At 38.2% G+C, this 16,546-nt stretch carries 18 protein-coding genes; 8 read left to right on the forward strand and 10 right to left on the reverse strand.

Annotation, left to right across the window (positions count from 1 at the left end; all coding sequences use genetic code 11):
- Positions 1 to 77: 77 nt before the first annotated feature.
- Genes CFPU101_RS00110 through CFPU101_RS00120 form a run of 3 tightly spaced genes read left to right on the forward strand, consistent with a single transcriptional unit; the run spans position 78 to position 1,923 of the window.
- Positions 78 to 872, forward strand: a complete 795-nt coding sequence (locus tag CFPU101_RS00110; protein ID WP_206813321.1) for a glutathione S-transferase family protein — start codon at positions 78 to 80, stop codon at positions 870 to 872.
- Positions 869 to 1,186, forward strand: a complete 318-nt coding sequence (locus tag CFPU101_RS00115) for an MGMT family protein (protein WP_206813322.1) — start codon at positions 869 to 871, stop codon at positions 1,184 to 1,186. Before CFPU101_RS00110 ends, CFPU101_RS00115 begins: the two co-directional genes overlap by 4 nt.
- A 56-nt stretch (positions 1,187 to 1,242) precedes the next feature.
- Positions 1,243 to 1,923, forward strand: a complete 681-nt coding sequence (locus CFPU101_RS00120) for a BRO family protein (protein WP_206813323.1) — start codon at positions 1,243 to 1,245, stop codon at positions 1,921 to 1,923.
- A gap of 46 nt (positions 1,924 to 1,969) precedes the next feature.
- Here the strand turns inward: CFPU101_RS00120 and CFPU101_RS00125 are convergent, their stop codons facing one another.
- The 3 genes from CFPU101_RS00125 to CFPU101_RS00135 form a co-directional block, all read right to left on the reverse strand.
- Positions 1,970 to 3,439, reverse strand: a complete 1,470-nt coding sequence (locus tag CFPU101_RS00125) for an HlyD family efflux transporter periplasmic adaptor subunit (protein ID WP_206813324.1) — start codon at positions 3,437 to 3,439, stop codon at positions 1,970 to 1,972.
- 12 nt (positions 3,440 to 3,451) lie between these two features.
- Positions 3,452 to 4,120 carry a glycoside hydrolase family protein gene (locus CFPU101_RS00130; RefSeq protein ID WP_206813325.1) on the reverse strand — a complete coding sequence of 223 codons (669 nt, stop codon included), beginning with the start codon at positions 4,118 to 4,120 and terminating at the stop codon, positions 3,452 to 3,454.
- 109 nt (positions 4,121 to 4,229) lie between these two features.
- On the reverse strand, positions 4,230 to 4,889 hold the full coding sequence (locus tag CFPU101_RS00135; protein ID WP_206813326.1) for an SDR family oxidoreductase: 660 nt from the start codon (positions 4,887 to 4,889) through the stop codon (positions 4,230 to 4,232).
- Between the two features lie 142 nt (positions 4,890 to 5,031).
- Here CFPU101_RS00135 and CFPU101_RS00140 point away from each other — a divergent pair, with 142 nt between their 5' ends.
- The gene (locus CFPU101_RS00140) at positions 5,032 to 5,742 is read left to right on the forward strand and encodes a DUF1997 domain-containing protein (protein WP_206813327.1); all 711 of its coding nucleotides are present in this window, start codon (positions 5,032 to 5,034) and stop codon (positions 5,740 to 5,742) included.
- A 78-nt stretch (positions 5,743 to 5,820) separates the two neighbouring features.
- On the opposite strand, the gene CFPU101_RS00145 is transcribed toward CFPU101_RS00140, so the two are convergent.
- Together CFPU101_RS00145 and CFPU101_RS00150 are read right to left on the reverse strand one after the other, a co-directional pair.
- Positions 5,821 to 5,937 carry a photosystem I reaction center subunit VIII gene (locus CFPU101_RS00145; protein WP_206813328.1) on the reverse strand — a complete coding sequence of 39 codons (117 nt, stop codon included), beginning with the start codon at positions 5,935 to 5,937 and terminating at the stop codon, positions 5,821 to 5,823.
- A 59-nt stretch (positions 5,938 to 5,996) separates the two neighbouring features.
- Entirely contained in the window at positions 5,997 to 6,485 is a 489-nt protein-coding gene (locus tag CFPU101_RS00150) for a photosystem I reaction center protein subunit XI (RefSeq protein ID WP_206813329.1), read from the reverse strand.
- A 169-nt stretch (positions 6,486 to 6,654) separates the two neighbouring features.
- On the opposite strand from CFPU101_RS00150, the gene psb32 reads away from it, so the two are divergent.
- Positions 6,655 to 7,356, forward strand: coding sequence for a photosystem II repair protein Psb32 (gene psb32 / locus CFPU101_RS00155; protein WP_206813330.1), 702 nt, complete (start codon positions 6,655 to 6,657; stop codon positions 7,354 to 7,356).
- A 125-nt stretch (positions 7,357 to 7,481) separates the two neighbouring features.
- Here psb32 and CFPU101_RS00160 read toward each other — a convergent pair whose 3' ends face one another.
- Entirely contained in the window at positions 7,482 to 9,101 is a 1,620-nt protein-coding gene (locus CFPU101_RS00160; protein WP_206813331.1) for an ABC transporter ATP-binding protein/permease, read from the reverse strand.
- A 75-nt stretch (positions 9,102 to 9,176) separates the two neighbouring features.
- Positions 9,177 to 10,871 (reverse strand): ABC transporter ATP-binding protein/permease, encoded by a 1,695-nt coding sequence (locus tag CFPU101_RS00165; RefSeq protein ID WP_206813332.1) that lies wholly within the window; start codon positions 10,869 to 10,871, stop codon positions 9,177 to 9,179.
- Positions 10,872 to 11,051: 180 nt separating this feature from the next.
- On the opposite strand from CFPU101_RS00165, the gene CFPU101_RS00170 reads away from it, so the two are divergent.
- Entirely contained in the window at positions 11,052 to 12,005 is a 954-nt protein-coding gene (locus tag CFPU101_RS00170) for a DUF3102 domain-containing protein (protein WP_206813333.1), read from the forward strand.
- The gene (locus CFPU101_RS00175) at positions 12,002 to 13,075 is read left to right on the forward strand and encodes a sucrase ferredoxin (RefSeq protein ID WP_206813334.1); all 1,074 of its coding nucleotides are present in this window, start codon (positions 12,002 to 12,004) and stop codon (positions 13,073 to 13,075) included. Before CFPU101_RS00170 ends, CFPU101_RS00175 begins: the two co-directional genes overlap by 4 nt.
- On the opposite strand, the gene CFPU101_RS00180 is transcribed toward CFPU101_RS00175, so the two are convergent.
- Both CFPU101_RS00180 and CFPU101_RS00185 read right to left on the reverse strand, forming a co-directional pair.
- Positions 13,076 to 13,480, reverse strand: a complete 405-nt coding sequence (locus CFPU101_RS00180; RefSeq protein WP_206813335.1) for a biopolymer transporter ExbD — start codon at positions 13,478 to 13,480, stop codon at positions 13,076 to 13,078.
- Complete coding sequence (locus CFPU101_RS00185) at positions 13,467 to 14,114, reverse strand: MotA/TolQ/ExbB proton channel family protein (protein ID WP_206813336.1); 648 nt, start codon at positions 14,112 to 14,114, stop codon at positions 13,467 to 13,469. The genes CFPU101_RS00180 and CFPU101_RS00185 overlap by 14 nt, the downstream gene beginning before the upstream one ends.
- Positions 14,115 to 14,460: 346 nt before the next feature.
- Here CFPU101_RS00185 and CFPU101_RS00190 point away from each other — a divergent pair, with 346 nt between their 5' ends.
- The gene (locus CFPU101_RS00190; protein WP_206813337.1) at positions 14,461 to 15,732 is read left to right on the forward strand and encodes a TonB family protein; all 1,272 of its coding nucleotides are present in this window, start codon (positions 14,461 to 14,463) and stop codon (positions 15,730 to 15,732) included.
- A gap of 65 nt (positions 15,733 to 15,797) precedes the next feature.
- On the opposite strand, the gene CFPU101_RS00195 is transcribed toward CFPU101_RS00190, so the two are convergent.
- A complete protein-coding gene (locus CFPU101_RS00195) occupies positions 15,798 to 16,541 on the reverse strand; it encodes a thioesterase II family protein (RefSeq protein ID WP_206813338.1) in 744 nt (247 codons plus the stop codon).
- Positions 16,542 to 16,546 lie beyond the last annotated feature (5 nt).

Here is a 16,546-nt window from a genome sequence, read left to right on the forward strand (position 1 = left end):
CTTTGCTCTATTTCAAATAAACGCTACAATCAATCTTGGGTGGAGACAACGAAGTCAACCTGTAGGAGCTAATAAAAGTGTTAGAGTTATATCAATTTGAGTTATCCCAATATTCTGAGAAAGTCCGCCTCATTTTAGATTACAAGGGTTTAGAATACAAAAAAATTGAAGTCGTTCCGGGAGTCGGACAACTTGAAGTCTTTCGTCTTTCAGGACAGCGACAAGTTCCCGTACTCAAAGATGGTGAAACGGTCATCGCTGATTCTACTGAAATTGCTCTCTATTTAGATAGTAAATATCCTGAAAAACCGATTATTCCTTCAGATCCCGTTGCGAGAGGACAATGTTTACTGATTGAAGAATGGGCTGATGAATCGATTGGTTCTAAAGGTCGTACCGCTTTTATCGGTGCATTTAACCAAAATCAGAATTTTAGAACGGTTTTTTTACCTAGAGAAGTTCCTGAATTTGTCAGAACGTTAGTCGGTTCGGTTCCTAATGAATTTCTAGAAGTGTTGGGTACAGGAGTTGGTTTTAGTAAAGATGCGATTAAAAGTGCCAACAGAAGTGTTAAACAGGATTTAGAGGCATTGAGTTTAATATTACAAAATAGACCCTATTTAGTAACTGATCAGCCAACATTAGCTGATTTAGCGGTGGCTGGACTGAGTATGATTATTAAGTTTCCTTCGGGTAATTATCTGGATTTACCCAACGAATTGCAAGGGAAAGGGGTTCCTAGTTTAGCAGATAATAGTGCATATGATCCGTTTTTTGAGTGGCGCGATCGCCTATATACTCAGTTTCGTCGTCCTTTGTTGCCGAAAAATCCGCCTTCTGGTGATTCTCCAACATCTATTGAAATTGAATGAGTGCCTATGAAGAAATTTATGCGATCATACGTCAAATCCCTAGAGGAAAAGTAGCCACTTACGGTCAAATCGCTATGAAAGCGAATCGTTTGGGTCATGCGCGTCTTGTGGGATATGCGCTACATCGACTCGCACCGCATCAAAATGATGTACCTTGGCATCGCGTTGTTAATGCCAAGGGTGAGATATCTTATTCAATTTTTCGACAGGGTGGGGACTATTTACAGCGAAATCTTTTAGAAGATGAAGGGGTTTTGTTTAGTCCAGACGAGAAAATTAACTTAAAAAAATATCAATGGCAACCTGAGCCATGAACTTTTTTGGCTGATTTGGGTCTAGTAGTGTAGTTAATCAAGTGGGTAAAATCAGAATGGTTAAGCAAAACTACATAGTACCGAAAGTATTCAAGTTTGAGGATAACACCTCTGGACGCTATTGGCAAATTCGTTTAGTTGGTACTACAGAGATGCCAGAATGGGTATTTAATGATGTTTTGGCAGTTCTTTATCCTAAACTCGATATGGAAGAGTATGGCGATTATTTTGCCACGATTCCAGAGCCTTGGAAAAGCCAAAAACCAGTTATGACGTCAGATGGTGAGCAATTAGTTTCTACTTTATATGAAGCGGGATTATACTATTTAATTGCTCAGTCTAATAGTCCATTAATGTTACCATTCCAACAATGGATTACACGCGAAATTTTACCCGTGATTCGACCTAAAAGAAATCATTCGGTTATTGGTACCTTACCAGCAGATAACCCATCGGTCAAAGATAAATTAGAAACAATTAGATTAGGAATGGATTTACTCTATGAGTTAGGGGGAATTGATGATTATATTCGTTTAGCCATTCGAGAACAAGTTAGAGAAATCTTATTAGATAATGCTTTACAATCGTTTGATGATTTGACAAAGAAAAATCGTAAATGGCATCAGCTAGACGCTAAATCTCTAGACTCTGTATCACCTTTGCATCACAATAATAATCATCAGAAATCTAATTCCGATAGTCTTTTATCTAATTATAAAACCGATGAATCTATTTAAGACTAACTTGATGCTCAACATATAAAATCATATTTTGCTAAATTGTTTATCTAACCGAAAAAGCATCGCTAAAACGTCGAGTAATCGGTTCTATAAAGAAAGTTAGTACTGACTTTTGACGAGTCACAATGTCTGCTGTAGCAGTCATCCCTGGTACTAATTTAACTTCTTTTCCCCTAACTATCATGAATTTTTTATCTAATTCAATGGTAGTTTTATAAACTAATCCTAATTCTTTATTTTCTTCATCAACCGTTGCATTAGGATCAACTCTTAGGACTGTTCCAGAAATTGTTCCAAATTCTTGAAACGGAAAAGTCGTTAATTTGATTTTAACTGGATCACCAGGATTAATAAAACCAATATCTCTATTTAAAACTTTTGCTTCTAATAAAATACTATCCCCGCTTGGTAAAATTGATAATAAATCTTCGCCTTTTTGAACAGGGCCACGAGTGGCTTTAACTTCGTACACCGTCCCGTCAATGGGTGCTTTAATTAATTCAAAAGTTTTTTCTTTTTTGGCTTTGTCGAGTTGTCCAACAGCATAGGCTAATTCTTCTTGCCGTTGATTTAAGCGGGTTAAAATTTCAGTTTGACGTTCAGTTTGTAGACGGTTGTTTTGTGAAGATGCACTTTCATAAGATTTCTGGGCCGCGATGATGGTTTCTTTTTGGGCGGCAATATCTGAGAGAAACGAAACAACTTTATCTTGAGCCGTTACTAATTCATTTTCAGCCCGAATCACCTCCGCTTCGGTTTGAATAATTTGGTTTTGCACTTCCACATATTCTAAACGAGGAATCGCTTGATTTTCAGGTGCAACTAAGATTCTTAAAGCTTCTTCTTTTTGTTTAGAATTAGCTAAAGCTTCTCTTGCTTTTTCTAAAATAGTTGCTGCTTTTTGTTCGGTAATGCGAGCCGTTTTGAGGTTTTCTTCTAGACGAGATAAACGAGCCTTCGCTTCTTGTTTTCCTGCTAACTGTTTATTCGCTTCTGCTAGTGCTGTAGTACGACGTGCTTCGTAGTCTGACCGACGAGCGGCTAAAAGTTGATCTTGGGGGGTATTTCCTGTAGTGGTTTGATTAGATTTTTCTGCATTGAGACGAGCGATATCTTGTTGAATCAGTTTTACAGAATTTTGTAGACGGTTAATTTCAGTTTGGGCTAAAGCATCATCTTTTTCTAATAAAATCGCATCTTTTTTGACCTGTTCTCCAGCTTTAACTTTCACTTCTCGGATAATACCATCCGTAATCGCTCTAACGGGTCTTAAGCTTTTTGAAGGAATGATTTTACCCGTTGCGATCGCCACTTCATCTACTTGAGCATGATAAGCCCAAGTAAGTCCCCCAAAAATCAGCAGTGAAATTGTACCCGCAAGTAAACGGGTATAGAGTGGGGGTAATTCTTGAATCGCTTTGCCTAATTCATAGGAAAGATAGTCATTTTGCTCGGCGAATCGTTCTTTGGTCTGTCGAGCATGAGCAGGTGAAAAAATAATCGGAGATTTCATAAATAGTATATTCTAACCAACTCGTTTTAATTCTTCTGTGAGCATTTTTTGGTAGATTCTACTTAAATGAGGACTCATAGAATTGGTTTCAATACCATATCCTAAACTTGTCCAAGTCGGGGAGAGTAATTTTAAAACCGCTTCGATTTTACCTTGTTGGAGTTTCTGAGAAATATTAACACCCCAGGCACTCTGATCATTTAGCCAAGCATACACGACTCGATCTTGATATTCTGGTTCAAAGCTATAATTTTTCCACCACAAAACACCAGAGGGTCTCGGATGATATTTTTGGGCTTTTTCGTACCAAGTAGTATTGAGAAATTGATAACGTCCTGCGGCCGTGCTACATTGACCTATATTCGGCCCTACCAGAATTGGCATACATTGTTCAGGGTGTTTGCTCAAATCAGCGACGTATTTTCCACCGTACAATACATAATAGGGTTTAGTAACATTGGATTCACTTGCGGTAATGGTACGCATCAAAGCCCGAATATAAGGATCTCCGCCTGTCATGGCTAGAGGCTGATTGAGGTATGATGACTCAAGCATTGATTTGGAGAATTGCTGAGTTAGGGTATTTACAAAAGCGGGTAACCGTCCCTGAAAAGCGAGTAGCGTTAGAATTGAAAGACCAAAAAGGGTTTTAGCGAAAAAATTTGTCTGTCTGTTGCTCATTCTGTATTTTTAGTCTAGAAATGCAGCCTTATGAGATATAGTCATCAAAATAGAACTTGAGTAACTATTCTCAATTGTAGCTAAATTAATTTTGAGACTAATTTACCGACTAAGCCACATTTGTAAACATTTGTTCCCAATTTTTCGCAGGAGCATCTGGTGAAGTGACAATTTCTACAATTTTGTTCTTTGCTTGGGGATAAAAAAGTGATTCTACGCAAACTTGGGCGACTTTTGTTCTGGGTATACTGCCCTCAAACAGGGTATCTGCGGATGACAAAAGAATTGGTTCTACGTTATCTTCGTTTTTAAGGCCACCAGGACGAACGATAGTATAGTTTAGTCCGCTATTGATTAAGTAGTCTTCTCCCTGTTTTTTCCAATAGAGAATTAACCAAAATAGGTTTAGAGGATGAAAAAATTTAGAGGTGCAAAGCGAGGATACAAAAACAAACTGCTGTATTCCAGTTGCTTTTGCTGCATCAACTAAATTTTTAGTTCCTTGAAAATCAACGGAATAAGGTTCTGTCGGGTTAAAACTCGGTTTAGCTCCAGTAGCACATAATAACACTGTACTATCGGCGATTGCGCTGGTCAAGGTTTCGGGTTGTTTTACGTCGCCTAAGACTAATTCGGCTTGAGGTGGTAAAATTTCCTTTGCGGTTTCTAGGTTTCTAACTAAGGCTCTGACAGGAATATTTTTACTAACTAACTCCTTGACAATTCTACGACCCGTTTGACCCGTTGCTCCAGCTACAAACGCTTTCATCTTGGTTACCCCAGTTTTTTCTAGAATAGGTAATACTATTATCTAAAAAACATTATGAACCTCTTTCTATCTTTTTGCTAGAATCCTTGGATGGATGGAATAGCAAAAAGAACTTATTAACCCTCACCCTAAGAGTCAGGTTATGCAGTGTCAATATGTTAACCCCAATCCCGATAATTTTTCTGAGCATGAGTTATCAACTGCTATAGATTTGAAGATTGCTCATTTTCAAGCTCATTTTGAAGGCTGTATGGAGATGTACAGTGATGCCCAAACGGTAGCAGAATACTTAAATCAACATGAAGGGTGGTTTTGTCGATGTGCTGAACCCCTGAAAACTGAACCGATAGGCAATAATGGTTATATTTTAGCAGTTGGTAAATATGGAGCGTTTGGTTACGATGTGGAACCGAGAATGGCTGTAGTCTTAGAACCGCCTCTCAACGGGGTTTATCATATGCACAGTATTCCGTTAGGAGAAGAACATTTAGGCTATCAAATTGATTATCAAGCTTTGATGTCCTTAAGTGAGGTGGCTGCTTCTCAGGCTGCGTCGGGTTTAGAAAGCGCGTTTAGAAATCAAGGAATAAATCAGTTACCCGTTGTCGTAACTAAAGTGACTTGGGAGTTACATATGGATGTTATGGTCAAATTCCCGAAATTGATCTCTAAATTACCTTGGAAGGTAGTTCAGACGACTGGCGATCGTTTATTATCAGAAATTATCCGTCAAATTTCGCCCCGTTTAACCTACAAAGTTCAGCAAGATTTTCACAATCGTATGAATTTACCGATGCCCTCAAAAACAGGACGCAAGTTTCAAAAAATTGATATAAATACTTTAGCCGCTTAATTTAATAGGTTCAATCTGTTGTGTAGAGACGCGATAGATCACGTCTCTATTTATACAAAATGAAAATCTAGCTAAAATTTAAGCTTCACTTTCAATATAAATGAATAAAAGTCCCATAACGACGGCTGGCAATAACCAGCAAGTTAGGGGAATCATGATCCAGGGTAAAAAAGAAGCTGCGTAAGCACCATTCATGTGAATTTCTCCTATCTAAAGATTTAGAAACAGATGACAATTAAATGATTCCAAAAAAGCTATTGATTGAAACCGCCGCGCATAATGCCGTCAACGACATTAAGATTGTCTAAAAGGAAGTAGGCTACAAAAGCACCACCCATGCCGCCAACGAAGAAACCAGCAGCAAACTGACTCCAACCTTCAGCGGTTTTTAGAGATGGGGGAGCCGTGGTATCCTCTTTGCCTTGGAAATAAACCAAACCATAGATCGATAAACAAGCAGTTGCAATCAGGATTAGTGCTAGACCCGAAATTAAACCACCCATATTAGCATGATCAGAGTCGCGTAAGGGGCCAAATACCACCCAGGGGCCAATCAGAAAATAACCGTGAGCCATTCCGATTTCTAAGCCCCGTATAATGGGGGATAGACCACGACGGTAGGCGGGTAAATTACCGATGAAGGCTCTGGTAAAGCCAGAATCAGAAATCGGGGTTGAGAGATGACCGATAAAGGGATCACCATGATAAGGTTGTACAACCTGTTTAAATGGAGTTTCGGGCATTTTATTCGAGTTCTCCTCTTAAAGCTTCCAAATGATAATAGAAAACTTAAAAATATTTTAAGCAAAGGGTGTCCATCTCGCTTCTAAATTTATCTTTTGCGTTAGAAAAGTTCATGAAACCAATTTCTCATATTATATTTTTATAGCAATCATGATCAGAGTTAATACAATGAAACGTTTACTGAGCTTTTTTTGTATCGTAGTTTTAGCATTAGGAATGCTGGTACCCCCGTCTTTAGCGACAGGGATTTATGATTTACCCCCATTGAGTGCAGGTGATTCTACCTGGGTGGTTGACCAAGCTGATACGATTAGTCGTGCCAATGAGGCTAAAGTTAGTAGTGACCTGAAAAAATTAGCTTCCTCAACGGGAAATGAAGTCCGTATGGTGGTGATTCGTCGTTTAGATTTCGGCCAAACGATTAATCAATTTGCTGATGAATTATTTAATAAATGGTACCCAACACCTGAAGCCAAAGAACATCAGACTTTATTAGTCATCGATACTCTAACGAACGCGACGGCGATTCGGACTGGAGAAAAAGCCCAAAAATTACTTAATGATGATATTGCCGACAGTGTGGTATCCGAAACGGTTGCCGTTCCTCTCAAAGAGGGCGCAAAGTATAATCAAGCTGTATTAGATGCGAGTCGTCGAGTTAGTGCTGTTCTATCAGGTCAACCTGACCCAGGGCCGCCAGACGCTCAGGAAATTAATATAGAAAGTACGTTTACCAGTGCAGAGGAGACGAATGATACCAGCGCGAGTATTTGGGTGATTGTTTTCTTGTTTTTTGCCACATTAATTCCAATGGTCACTTACTTTTGGTATGTCGGTTTCCCCTGGGGTGGTGGAGAAGAGGAAGAGTAAAAATATTTTTGGTTAAATCTTGACAAAACTTGTGTTTTGTGTATTTAAAATGTCCGGGCTTGGTTGCCAAGCCCTTTAACTTTAAATAGATTTATTGAATTTCCGCAATAGTTGTATCTATTACTCTACAAATTTTGGCTACTTGAACTATCTACTGTACTTAATTTCCATGCTCCATTCCCAGTGAGTTCTAAAACTTGTTGATGATACTTGAATAAAGAGGGACGATGACCGACACTAATATATGTGATGGAAGTCTTTTGTAGATATCGGTAAAGTAATTCCTCATTTTTGCCATCTAAAGCACTGGTCGCCTCATCTAAAATCGCGTATCTGGGATGATTAAGCAATAAACGAGCAAATGCTAAACGTTGTTGTTCTCCTAAAGATAATACATTTGTCCATTGATCTACGACCTCTAAACTACCAAACCGAGTGACAAGCTCTGATAAATTAACTTGTTGAAGTACGTTAATCAGTTTTTCGTTACTAATAGTTAAATCAGAGTTAGGATAGAGCAATTGTTGGCGTAGTGATCCTAAAATCATGTAGGGACGCTGAGGTAAAAATAGCATTTCTTCTCGTTTTGGTCGCTCAATTACACCTAAACCTGAATTCCACAATCCTGCTAAAGCACGTAATAATGAACTTTTACCGACTCCACTCGCTCCAATAATCAGTAATCCTTGACCTGATGACAAAATAAATGATAAATCTTGAACTAGGGTGGTTTGATAGTCAGGGGTTTGTAATGTTACATCTTTTAGGGCTAAACTAGACGCTTCAATTGTTTCTATTGTCGTTCTACCTAATGGGGGTTGAGCGAAAAACTCAGCTAAAGTATTTAAACGTGTGATTCCTGCTGTCAAAGCACTTAATTCATCAAATTGAGTAATCAATAACGCTAAAGCAATTAAAATACTTCTAAAAGCGACACCAGCTTTGGCAAATTCCCCAACTTCTAACTCACCAGACAAAATACGGGGTGCTAAAATTAATCCAGGTAAAATAAAAGTAATATATTGATAGCCATTTTGAAATAGATTTAAGTTAAGTTGCCAACGGATCAGATGATCAAAATTTTGAATAACTCTTAAGAATCTCTGTTGAACTTGCTCTTGTTCTTGTTTTTGTCCTTGATAAAATGCGATCGCTTCAGCATTTTCTCGAATCCGAACTAAGCTAAAGCGAAAATCGGCTTCACGTTTAAGTTGCTCTAAATTAATCCCAACAAAAATACGACCAAAAACAACGGTTGTGATCACGGTACCTAGCACAGCATAAAGAATCAAAAAGACCATTAATACTTGAGAAATTGACCAAAGTAACCCTGTAAAACCAATTAACTGAAGCACTGCATCTAAAACAATAATGAAAAAATTCACTGACTGCTGAGTAACAATTTTAATATCTTCAGCAATTCTTTGATCTGGATTATCAATTTCAGGATAGAAACTCATTTTGTAGAAAATTTGTTCATTCAGATAACCTTTAATAAAATAATCCGTTAAACTGCGTCGCCAAGATAAACTTAAACTTGCTTGGAGATAAATTTTGTAGGATAGCAAAGGTACCCCAATTATAATCATTCCGAGGAAAATGATAATAGATTGGATGAACCGTTCATAATCCTTGCTAGTTAAAGCCGAAGTCACTTCACCTAAAAAAATACTTAACAATAACAGCAAAGCAGTACTAATTAAAGATAAAAAAAACAGTACGATTAAGAGTCTGATGCTCTCCATTTCTCTTCCATAAACCAATAAGGTTTAGCAAGTTGCCAATATTGTTGTAATAACCGAAATAAAAATCGATTCATTTTAATTAAAACGATAATTTTCTGCTAAACTTAAACACCAACTGTGATCCTCTGCGAGTTCTAAAACCTGTTGATGATATTTAATTAAAGTAGGACGATGACCAACACTTACATAAGTAAGCGAAGTTCCTTGCAACTGTTGATAAAGCCTAGCTTCATTGTTAATATCTAAAGCACTTGTTGATTCATCTAAAATTGCGTATTTTGGTTTAGTAATCAGTAGACGAGCAAAAGCCAGCCTTTGTTGTTCGCCGAGTGATAAAATATTAGACCAATCTTCAACGTGATCTAAACTATTAGAATGAATTATTAGATGAGCCAGATTGACTTGTTCTAATAGCTGATATAATTGCTGATCGTCGATGTTTAGCTTGTTTTTAGGATACATCAATTGTTGGCGCAGAGTACCTAAAATCATGTAAGGTTTTTGTGGTAAAAATAATATTTCTTCTCTTTTAGGTCGCTCAATAACTCCTGAACCTGAATGCCATAAACCCGCAATTGCTCGCAATAAAGAACTTTTACCGACTCCACTCGCTCCAACAATTAATAGTGATTGTTTTAAAGGAATAGGAATCGATAATTTTTGAACTAAAATAGTTTGAGTGTTTGGAGTGATTAGGGTAAGATTCTTAATCGTTAAATCCGTATTTTCTTTAAGCTCAATCATCGAAGTGTTAGATGAATAATTTTCTTGAGCCATCGCTTGTTTGAGTGTACTTAAACGTCTGACACTGGCAGCAATTAAAGTCAGTTTATCAAACTGATTGATCATTAAACCTAAAGCAAAACCAATTCGCTCAAATGCGGCTTGAGATTGAGAGACAGCACCAACTTCTAATTCACCTGAAAAAATACGTGGAGCTAAAACAATAAATGGCAAGATAAAATTAATATATTGATAGCCATTTTGAAAAACATTTAGATTAAATTGCCAACGAATTAATTTATGGAAATTTTGGAAAACTGCTCTAAATTTTTCTTGAGCTTGTTTCCTTTCCTGAGTTTGTCCATGATAAAAGGCAATCGATTCAGCATTTTCTCGCACTCGTATTAAACCAAAGCGAAAGTTTCCTTCTAGTTTAAACTGTTCAAAGTTGAGACGAGTCAAAATTTTACCAAAGATTACAAAAATAACAACAGTTCCGACCAAAGCATAAATGATTAAAAAAAACATTAAAGGTTTAGATATAAACCAGAGAACCGCCACAAAACCGCTTAATTGTAGCAGGGAATCAACAAAAATACTAAAGAAATAAAGTGACTGTTGAGTAAATATTTTTAGATCTTCGGCAATTCGCTGATCAGGATTATCAATTTCAGTTTGCCAACCAATTTGATAAAAAGTTTGCTGCTCTAGATATTGATTTATAAAATAATGTGTTAGCCAACGCCGCCAATTAAGTCCAAGCTTTCCTTGAACGTAATTATTAAAAGAAAGAAGGGGGATTCCAATGAGAATTAGTCCTAAAAATAACCCGAGTGCTTTGGAAAATCTTTCGGGATCTTTAGCAGCTAAAGATGAGATGATTTCGCCTCGTTGTAAACTTTCTATAACTAAAAAGCTGCTACTCCCTAATGACAAAATCAATAGCAGTAACAAAAGACCTCTAGCTTGCCATTTTTCTGGGGAGAACCAATAAAATCGAGCGATTTTCCAAATCTGTAGCCATTGGCGTTCAGAACGATCTAGCATAAATAATTAAAAACTTTTAGAGCAAAAATAAACGTTTTGGGTAGGATGAATGATTATAACTAGAAAATGTTGGACATTTCTTACCTCTTTCAGTTATGTTAGAAGAGTGAAGGCAATTGCGTAAACTCAGCACTATTTAATTCCAGAACGTATTTTGTTAAAATTTGATTAATTTTCATTATGAGTAGCTCCGAAAAAACAGTCAACTTAATCATTGATTTTGACTATCAAAGCTTGGATGAGGAACAAAGATTAATTATCCAACAACGTACAGGAGAAATTAGAGAACGTTTACGTCGCTCGGCACAAGATATTTGGGAAATTGGACAAAAGTTAGCTGATGTACGTTCTCGTCTTAAACATGGTCAGTTTGATGTTTGGCTAAAAGCTGAGTTTGACTGGAGCCGTCGCACTGCCTACAATTTTATTAGTGTATATGAAACTTTTGGGGAACGGGCTACTCTTACTCAAGTTGATATTGCTACTTCGGCTCTTTATCTTTTAGCGGCTCCCTCCACTTCTCAGAAAGTCCGCGATGAATTTTTAAATAAAGCAAAAGTTGGTGAAAGTGTAACACATAAAGAGCTACGTGATCTCATTCAAAAAGAAAAGTATCAGCCCCTAGAAATTGAAACATTGGCACCGCAAAAGCCAGAAATTGTTGCTTTGCAACCAAAAACTAGAGAAAAAGCGAGTAATGTGGCACTTGAGCCGATTATTGACGAATCACCTCAAAAAATCGATAAATTACAACACGGTTGGTATGTGTTGGGTCAACAGCATTTACTATTTTATGGTGATACCGCTTCACCTCGTTTTGTCGAACAAATTCCGTATTCATCTTGTGCGATCGCTATTACTAACGATGACTGGGATCATGACTGGTTAATTGAACGAGCTAAAGCAGTAATTATCTTTCCTGAAGCGGATCTTAGTTTACGAAATATTGGGCAATTAATCGAGATGTTTTCCCAAGCAGGAGAGTCCGTGATCTTTCCTTGGTTGCCTTCTTCAGAATTATTGATTGTTGCTCATCAGTTACAACGTAAAATTTATACAGGTGATGCAAATTATGAACGATGTTATAAAGCAGTGACTCAATTAGGGCTATCAGTGGAGACGCTCAAATTATGAATTTAAGCGATTGTCGTTTCTGCTCAGTGGTTTCTAAAAGTAATGGTGAAGATCCAATCGGTACCGCAGGAACTTATGATCATTGGCTGATTCTGGAACTAAAACAGCCTTGGTCACCGATGATCTGGGTTGATGATCCCAGAGTCAAATCTTTAGTTGATTTGATGAAAAAATTGATTTTGTGGCGCGGTTTTAATATAAGAGCTTTGGCGATCGCTCCATACTCAGAATACTCCATCACAGGTTATGCTCGTTTACTCTACTATCGTCGTCCTGCTCGTTTTTTTGCTGAGTTTAACAAACAAGAATTCTTAGTCCCAGAATCGCATTTAGTTTCTCTGGCGGCTGCTTTACTGAAAAATGATACAAAAGTACTAGCTGGTTTTGAGCAATATCGGCAAGACACTCATCATATTAGAGATATTCTGGTCTGTACTCACGCTAATGTGGATGTCGCTTGTGGTCGTTTTGGCTATCCGATCTATAAACAATTACGCTCAAAATATGCCGCCAATTCCAACGGAAAACTAAGGGTTTGGCGATGTAGTCACTTTGGGGGACATCAATTTGCACCCACCTTTATTGATTTACCTCAAGGACATTACTGGGGTCATGTCGAACCAGAAATACTAGATCTGATCATCCGTCGTACTGGAGCAGTATCGGAGCTACGTCAGTTTTATCGAGGATGGTCTGGTTTAAAACCATTAGAGCAAATTGTAGAACGAGAAATATGGATTAAAGAAGGATGGGACTGGCTCAAATATTCTAAATCGGGACGAATCATAAGTATAGAAGGAAAAGGAATGACCCAGTATCTTTATCAAAATTTACAATTCATTCCGATCCAGCCGTTACAAATCCTTTTAGACAGATGGGCAAAGAAAAATATTGCTCAAGCGACCATCCGCATTGAATTTAAAACGGCGGATCAGCAAATCAAAAGAGCTTATGAAGCGATTGTAGAATCCGTAGAGCCAGTGATGAGTGCTTATCATTCTGCTCCTGAGATGCAGTTAACATCAATTAAACAGTATCGGGTAAGCAATTTGTCTAAGAAAATAAATTGATTATTCTTGAGTTGCTGCGATCGCTAGTCTGGCTCCAGGTACTTGACGCAAAAGATCCATTACTTTAACCACTTGACCATGCTCAACACTTTTATCAGCGTTAATCACAACTAGGGATTCACTTCCAGGTTGAATTAAACTACCTAAAGTACTTTTAAGATTGTCTAATTGAGTCGGCTGACGATCAACAAATAGATCTCCATCTGCTTCAACAGTGACACTAATTTGAGTTTCTTGTTTAACTTCTACCGTTTGGGCCGAAGGTAAATTGACAGGTAAACTCGCGGAACGGTTTAGATCTAATGAAGATATGATGAAAAAAGTCAAAATAGCGAAAATTACATCAATCATTGGCACAATATTAATTTCGCCAAGTTGCTCGCTTTCTTCTTCAGAGAGACGCATTAACTTTTACTCCTCTTTCATGTAAACGACGATATAGTAGTTCTAACTGTCCACAATATTCTTGAATCAGAGCGAATTGACGGATGTAAAAGCCACGAAAAGCACTAGCAAAAAGTAGCGCAACCAGCGCAACCACTATCCCCATCGCCGTAGAAACTAAAGCTTCACTGATCCCTGCTGTAACTCCTGTCGTGCTAGTTCCGCTTACATCTCCGATCTTTAATGATGAAAATGAGCGAATCAATCCTAAAACAGTTCCTAATAGACCGAGTAGGGGCGAAGCAGTAATAATCGTCTGGAAAAATGTATTAAAACGCTTTAATCCTGGTAATTCTGCTTGGGTCGCCGTTTCTAAGGCTAAACGAAATTCAGTGGGTGTCGGTTCTTCTAAAGCCAACGCTTCTAAAAAAATTCGAGCTACGGGTAAATCAGCATTTTGTTTGAGTTTTCTAATGGCGGCTACAATGTCTGAGCGATACAATCTTAAAACTTCTGTGATTACTCGTTGCTGTCTAGACTGTATCGTGATCCAAAACCAGATACGTTCAATAACTAAAGCAATTCCAATGACTGAAAAAGCCAACAGAGGCCAGGCGACAATTCCCGCCGTTTCAATTAACTTAGCAAGTGCCATGAATGATTCGCTAAACTTTTTTGCAACTATTCTCGTTCATATTCTACAATACATTGGTCGCTTCATTGATATTGATTATCAATAAAGTTTAAGAAGGGTTTAAAGATTCATTTTAATCTTAAATGTTATAATCACAATGAAAGCAATGTTTGACGATAATTATAAGCCTTATAGTTCTTATAATTCTAAAATATTTCTAAATATAGATTGTAAAATAAATATGGGCTAATGCTATTTGAAAGTTCAGGAAATTGCATTTAATCATCTGCTATGATTGACGATAACTGAAAGAATTTATCAATAGATTGGCTTTGGTTGAGGATTTAGAGTGGGAGGGGAGTAAAAAATGTCCAATTCAAACTTTTGTAGACAACAGCGTCAACAAGAAGAACACAAAAGTCGTAAACTACTGGCGATCGGCTTGTTTAGTTCAATCGTATTGCATGGTGCGATTAGCTCGGCAGCAATGCGGTTTAACGAAGAACCAAAAGAAACAAAAAAACCCATTGAATTAATCATCGTAGACGCGCCAAAGCCAGTACCAGCAGTTATCAAGCCAAAACCAGAACCTCAAAAACAGGTCAAAGTCATCCCACCACCGCCCATACCAGAACCTCAAAAACAGGCCAAAGTCATCCCACCACCGCCCATACCAGAACCTCAAAGCGCAAAAACTCAACCAGCCAAACCTAAAATAGAAAATAGACAAACTCAAGCTCGCTCTTCTCAACCTCGTCGTGTCGCTAGAGTAGATCCCAAACCTCAAACAATCAAACCCCAAACATTCACACCGCCTAGTCCCGATGTTCAACCAAATCCTGTACAGCCTCCTCGACCCCCAGTTAATCCTACTCCAATCACCAATACACAACCACAACAGCAGGTCTTAACGGGTTCTAACTCATCGGCTCCTAAAATTTCTGTTCCTGATACGCCGTCATCTGGAGCAGAAAATAATAGTTCTTTTAATGGTAACTCCCAATCGATTTCAGGTCTAGGTAGTTCGCAAGGCAATCTAAATTCTTCCTCAAGTACAGGTGAAGGAACAAGAGAGGGTGGAGGGGGTTCTAATTTAGGCCCATCAAGTCCAGTCGCGGCTCGTCCTACTCCTAAACCCATTCCAAAAGCGAGACAAACTCCAAAATGTATCCGTAACTGTGGCAAAGCGGATTACCCATCGGTACTCAACGGCGCAGAAGGAAGTGCATCAGTGAGAGTTATGATCGATAGTAGTGGTAATGTAGTTAATGCTGAGATTGCTAAAGGTCATAGTAACAGTCAAATTAATGAACAAGCTCTCATAGCAGCTAGAAAACTGAAATTTGCGCCTCGCTCAGGTGAGAGTACAGCATCTGTTAGAGTAACTATTAATTTTACGGTTGCTGGATCAGCCTTTGAGAGACAAGCTAGAGAAAGACAAGAACAAAAAGAACGTCAAGCCAGAGAAAGACAACAACAGCAAGAACGCCAAGCTAGAGAACAACAAGAACGCCAACAGCAACAGGAACGTCAGGCTAGAGAACAACAAGAACGCCAACAACAAGAACAACCATCACCAGAACCTACTACAGACGCAATATCACCAGAGCCGAGCGTTCCCGATGCACCTGAATTGTAAAAGAAAACTACTATATATAGTGTTGTTACAAAAAATGAACTTGTACTGTAGCAGAAGAAATTAATTCAAAAGCCTAAACGAGTTGTTATTGAAGTAAGCAACAAGGAACGAGCCGAATCAATAAAAAAGTGATTTCCTTCAAACATTTGTAGGGAAAAAGCCTGATTGGTTTGGACTTGCCACGCTTGTAAATCTTCGTGACTAACTTCAATATCCTGTAAACCGCCAAAAACAGCGATCGGACAATTTAGCGAACTAGCATCAGTATATTTGTACGTCTCCAACATCTCAAAATCGGCTCGGAGTGCGGGTAAAACTAATTCCATCAATTCTGCATTTTCTAAAACTGCATCGGGGGTTCCATTGAGACGACGTATTTCTGCGATAAATTCAGGTTCAGGTAAGTTATAAATTGGAGGATTTGGATCACGAAGTTGAGGCGCACGACAGCCAGATACGAACAAATATACTGGATTTATTTCATATTTTTGACTTAGTAAACGGGTTAACTCAAAACTAATCATTGCTCCCATACTATGCCCAAAAAAAGCAAAAGGTCGATTCAGATGAGGTAAGATCGCAGTCCCCAGAGTTTGAATTAAAGAATCTAAATTAGTAAAAGGTGTTTCTGTCCATCGTTTGCCCCTTCCAGGTAGTTCTAGTGGACAAAGTTCGATGAAACTGGGTAAATGATTTAGCCAAGGACGAAAGACCCATGCAGAGCCACCCGCATACGGAAAACAAAATAACCTGAGTTTGGCGTTTGGATTAGGTTTAGGGCAAGTTACCCATCGCTTTGTGTCTGACATCGTTT

The sequence above is a fragment of the Chroococcus sp. FPU101 genome (assembly GCF_017312365.1).
GTDB lineage: Bacteria > Cyanobacteriota > Cyanobacteriia > Cyanobacteriales > Microcystaceae > Chroococcus.

Coding starts and splice junctions, on each gene's coding strand:
- CFPU101_RS00115 (WP_206813322.1), top strand. CDS start 869: ATGAGTGCCTATGAAGAAATTTATGCGATCATACGTCAAATCCCTAGA.
- CFPU101_RS00120 (WP_206813323.1), top strand. CDS start 1,243: ATGGTTAAGCAAAACTACATAGTACCGAAAGTATTCAAGTTTGAGGAT.
- CFPU101_RS00125 (WP_206813324.1), bottom strand. CDS start 3,439: ATGAAATCTCCGATTATTTTTTCACCTGCTCATGCTCGACAGACCAAA.
- CFPU101_RS00130 (WP_206813325.1), bottom strand. CDS start 4,120: ATGAGCAACAGACAGACAAATTTTTTCGCTAAAACCCTTTTTGGTCTT.
- CFPU101_RS00135 (WP_206813326.1), bottom strand. CDS start 4,889: ATGAAAGCGTTTGTAGCTGGAGCAACGGGTCAAACGGGTCGTAGAATT.
- CFPU101_RS00140 (WP_206813327.1), top strand. CDS start 5,032: ATGCAGTGTCAATATGTTAACCCCAATCCCGATAATTTTTCTGAGCAT.
- CFPU101_RS00145 (WP_206813328.1), bottom strand. CDS start 5,937: ATGAATGGTGCTTACGCAGCTTCTTTTTTACCCTGGATCATGATTCCC.
- CFPU101_RS00150 (WP_206813329.1), bottom strand. CDS start 6,485: ATGCCCGAAACTCCATTTAAACAGGTTGTACAACCTTATCATGGTGAT.
- psb32 (WP_206813330.1), top strand. CDS start 6,655: ATGAAACGTTTACTGAGCTTTTTTTGTATCGTAGTTTTAGCATTAGGA.
- CFPU101_RS00160 (WP_206813331.1), bottom strand. CDS start 9,101: ATGGAGAGCATCAGACTCTTAATCGTACTGTTTTTTTTATCTTTAATT.
- CFPU101_RS00165 (WP_206813332.1), bottom strand. CDS start 10,871: ATGCTAGATCGTTCTGAACGCCAATGGCTACAGATTTGGAAAATCGCT.
- CFPU101_RS00170 (WP_206813333.1), top strand. CDS start 11,052: ATGAGTAGCTCCGAAAAAACAGTCAACTTAATCATTGATTTTGACTAT.
- CFPU101_RS00175 (WP_206813334.1), top strand. CDS start 12,002: ATGAATTTAAGCGATTGTCGTTTCTGCTCAGTGGTTTCTAAAAGTAAT.
- CFPU101_RS00180 (WP_206813335.1), bottom strand. CDS start 13,480: ATGCGTCTCTCTGAAGAAGAAAGCGAGCAACTTGGCGAAATTAATATT.
- CFPU101_RS00185 (WP_206813336.1), bottom strand. CDS start 14,114: ATGGCACTTGCTAAGTTAATTGAAACGGCGGGAATTGTCGCCTGGCCT.
- CFPU101_RS00190 (WP_206813337.1), top strand. CDS start 14,461: ATGTCCAATTCAAACTTTTGTAGACAACAGCGTCAACAAGAAGAACAC.
- CFPU101_RS00195 (WP_206813338.1), bottom strand. CDS start 16,541: ATGTCAGACACAAAGCGATGGGTAACTTGCCCTAAACCTAATCCAAAC.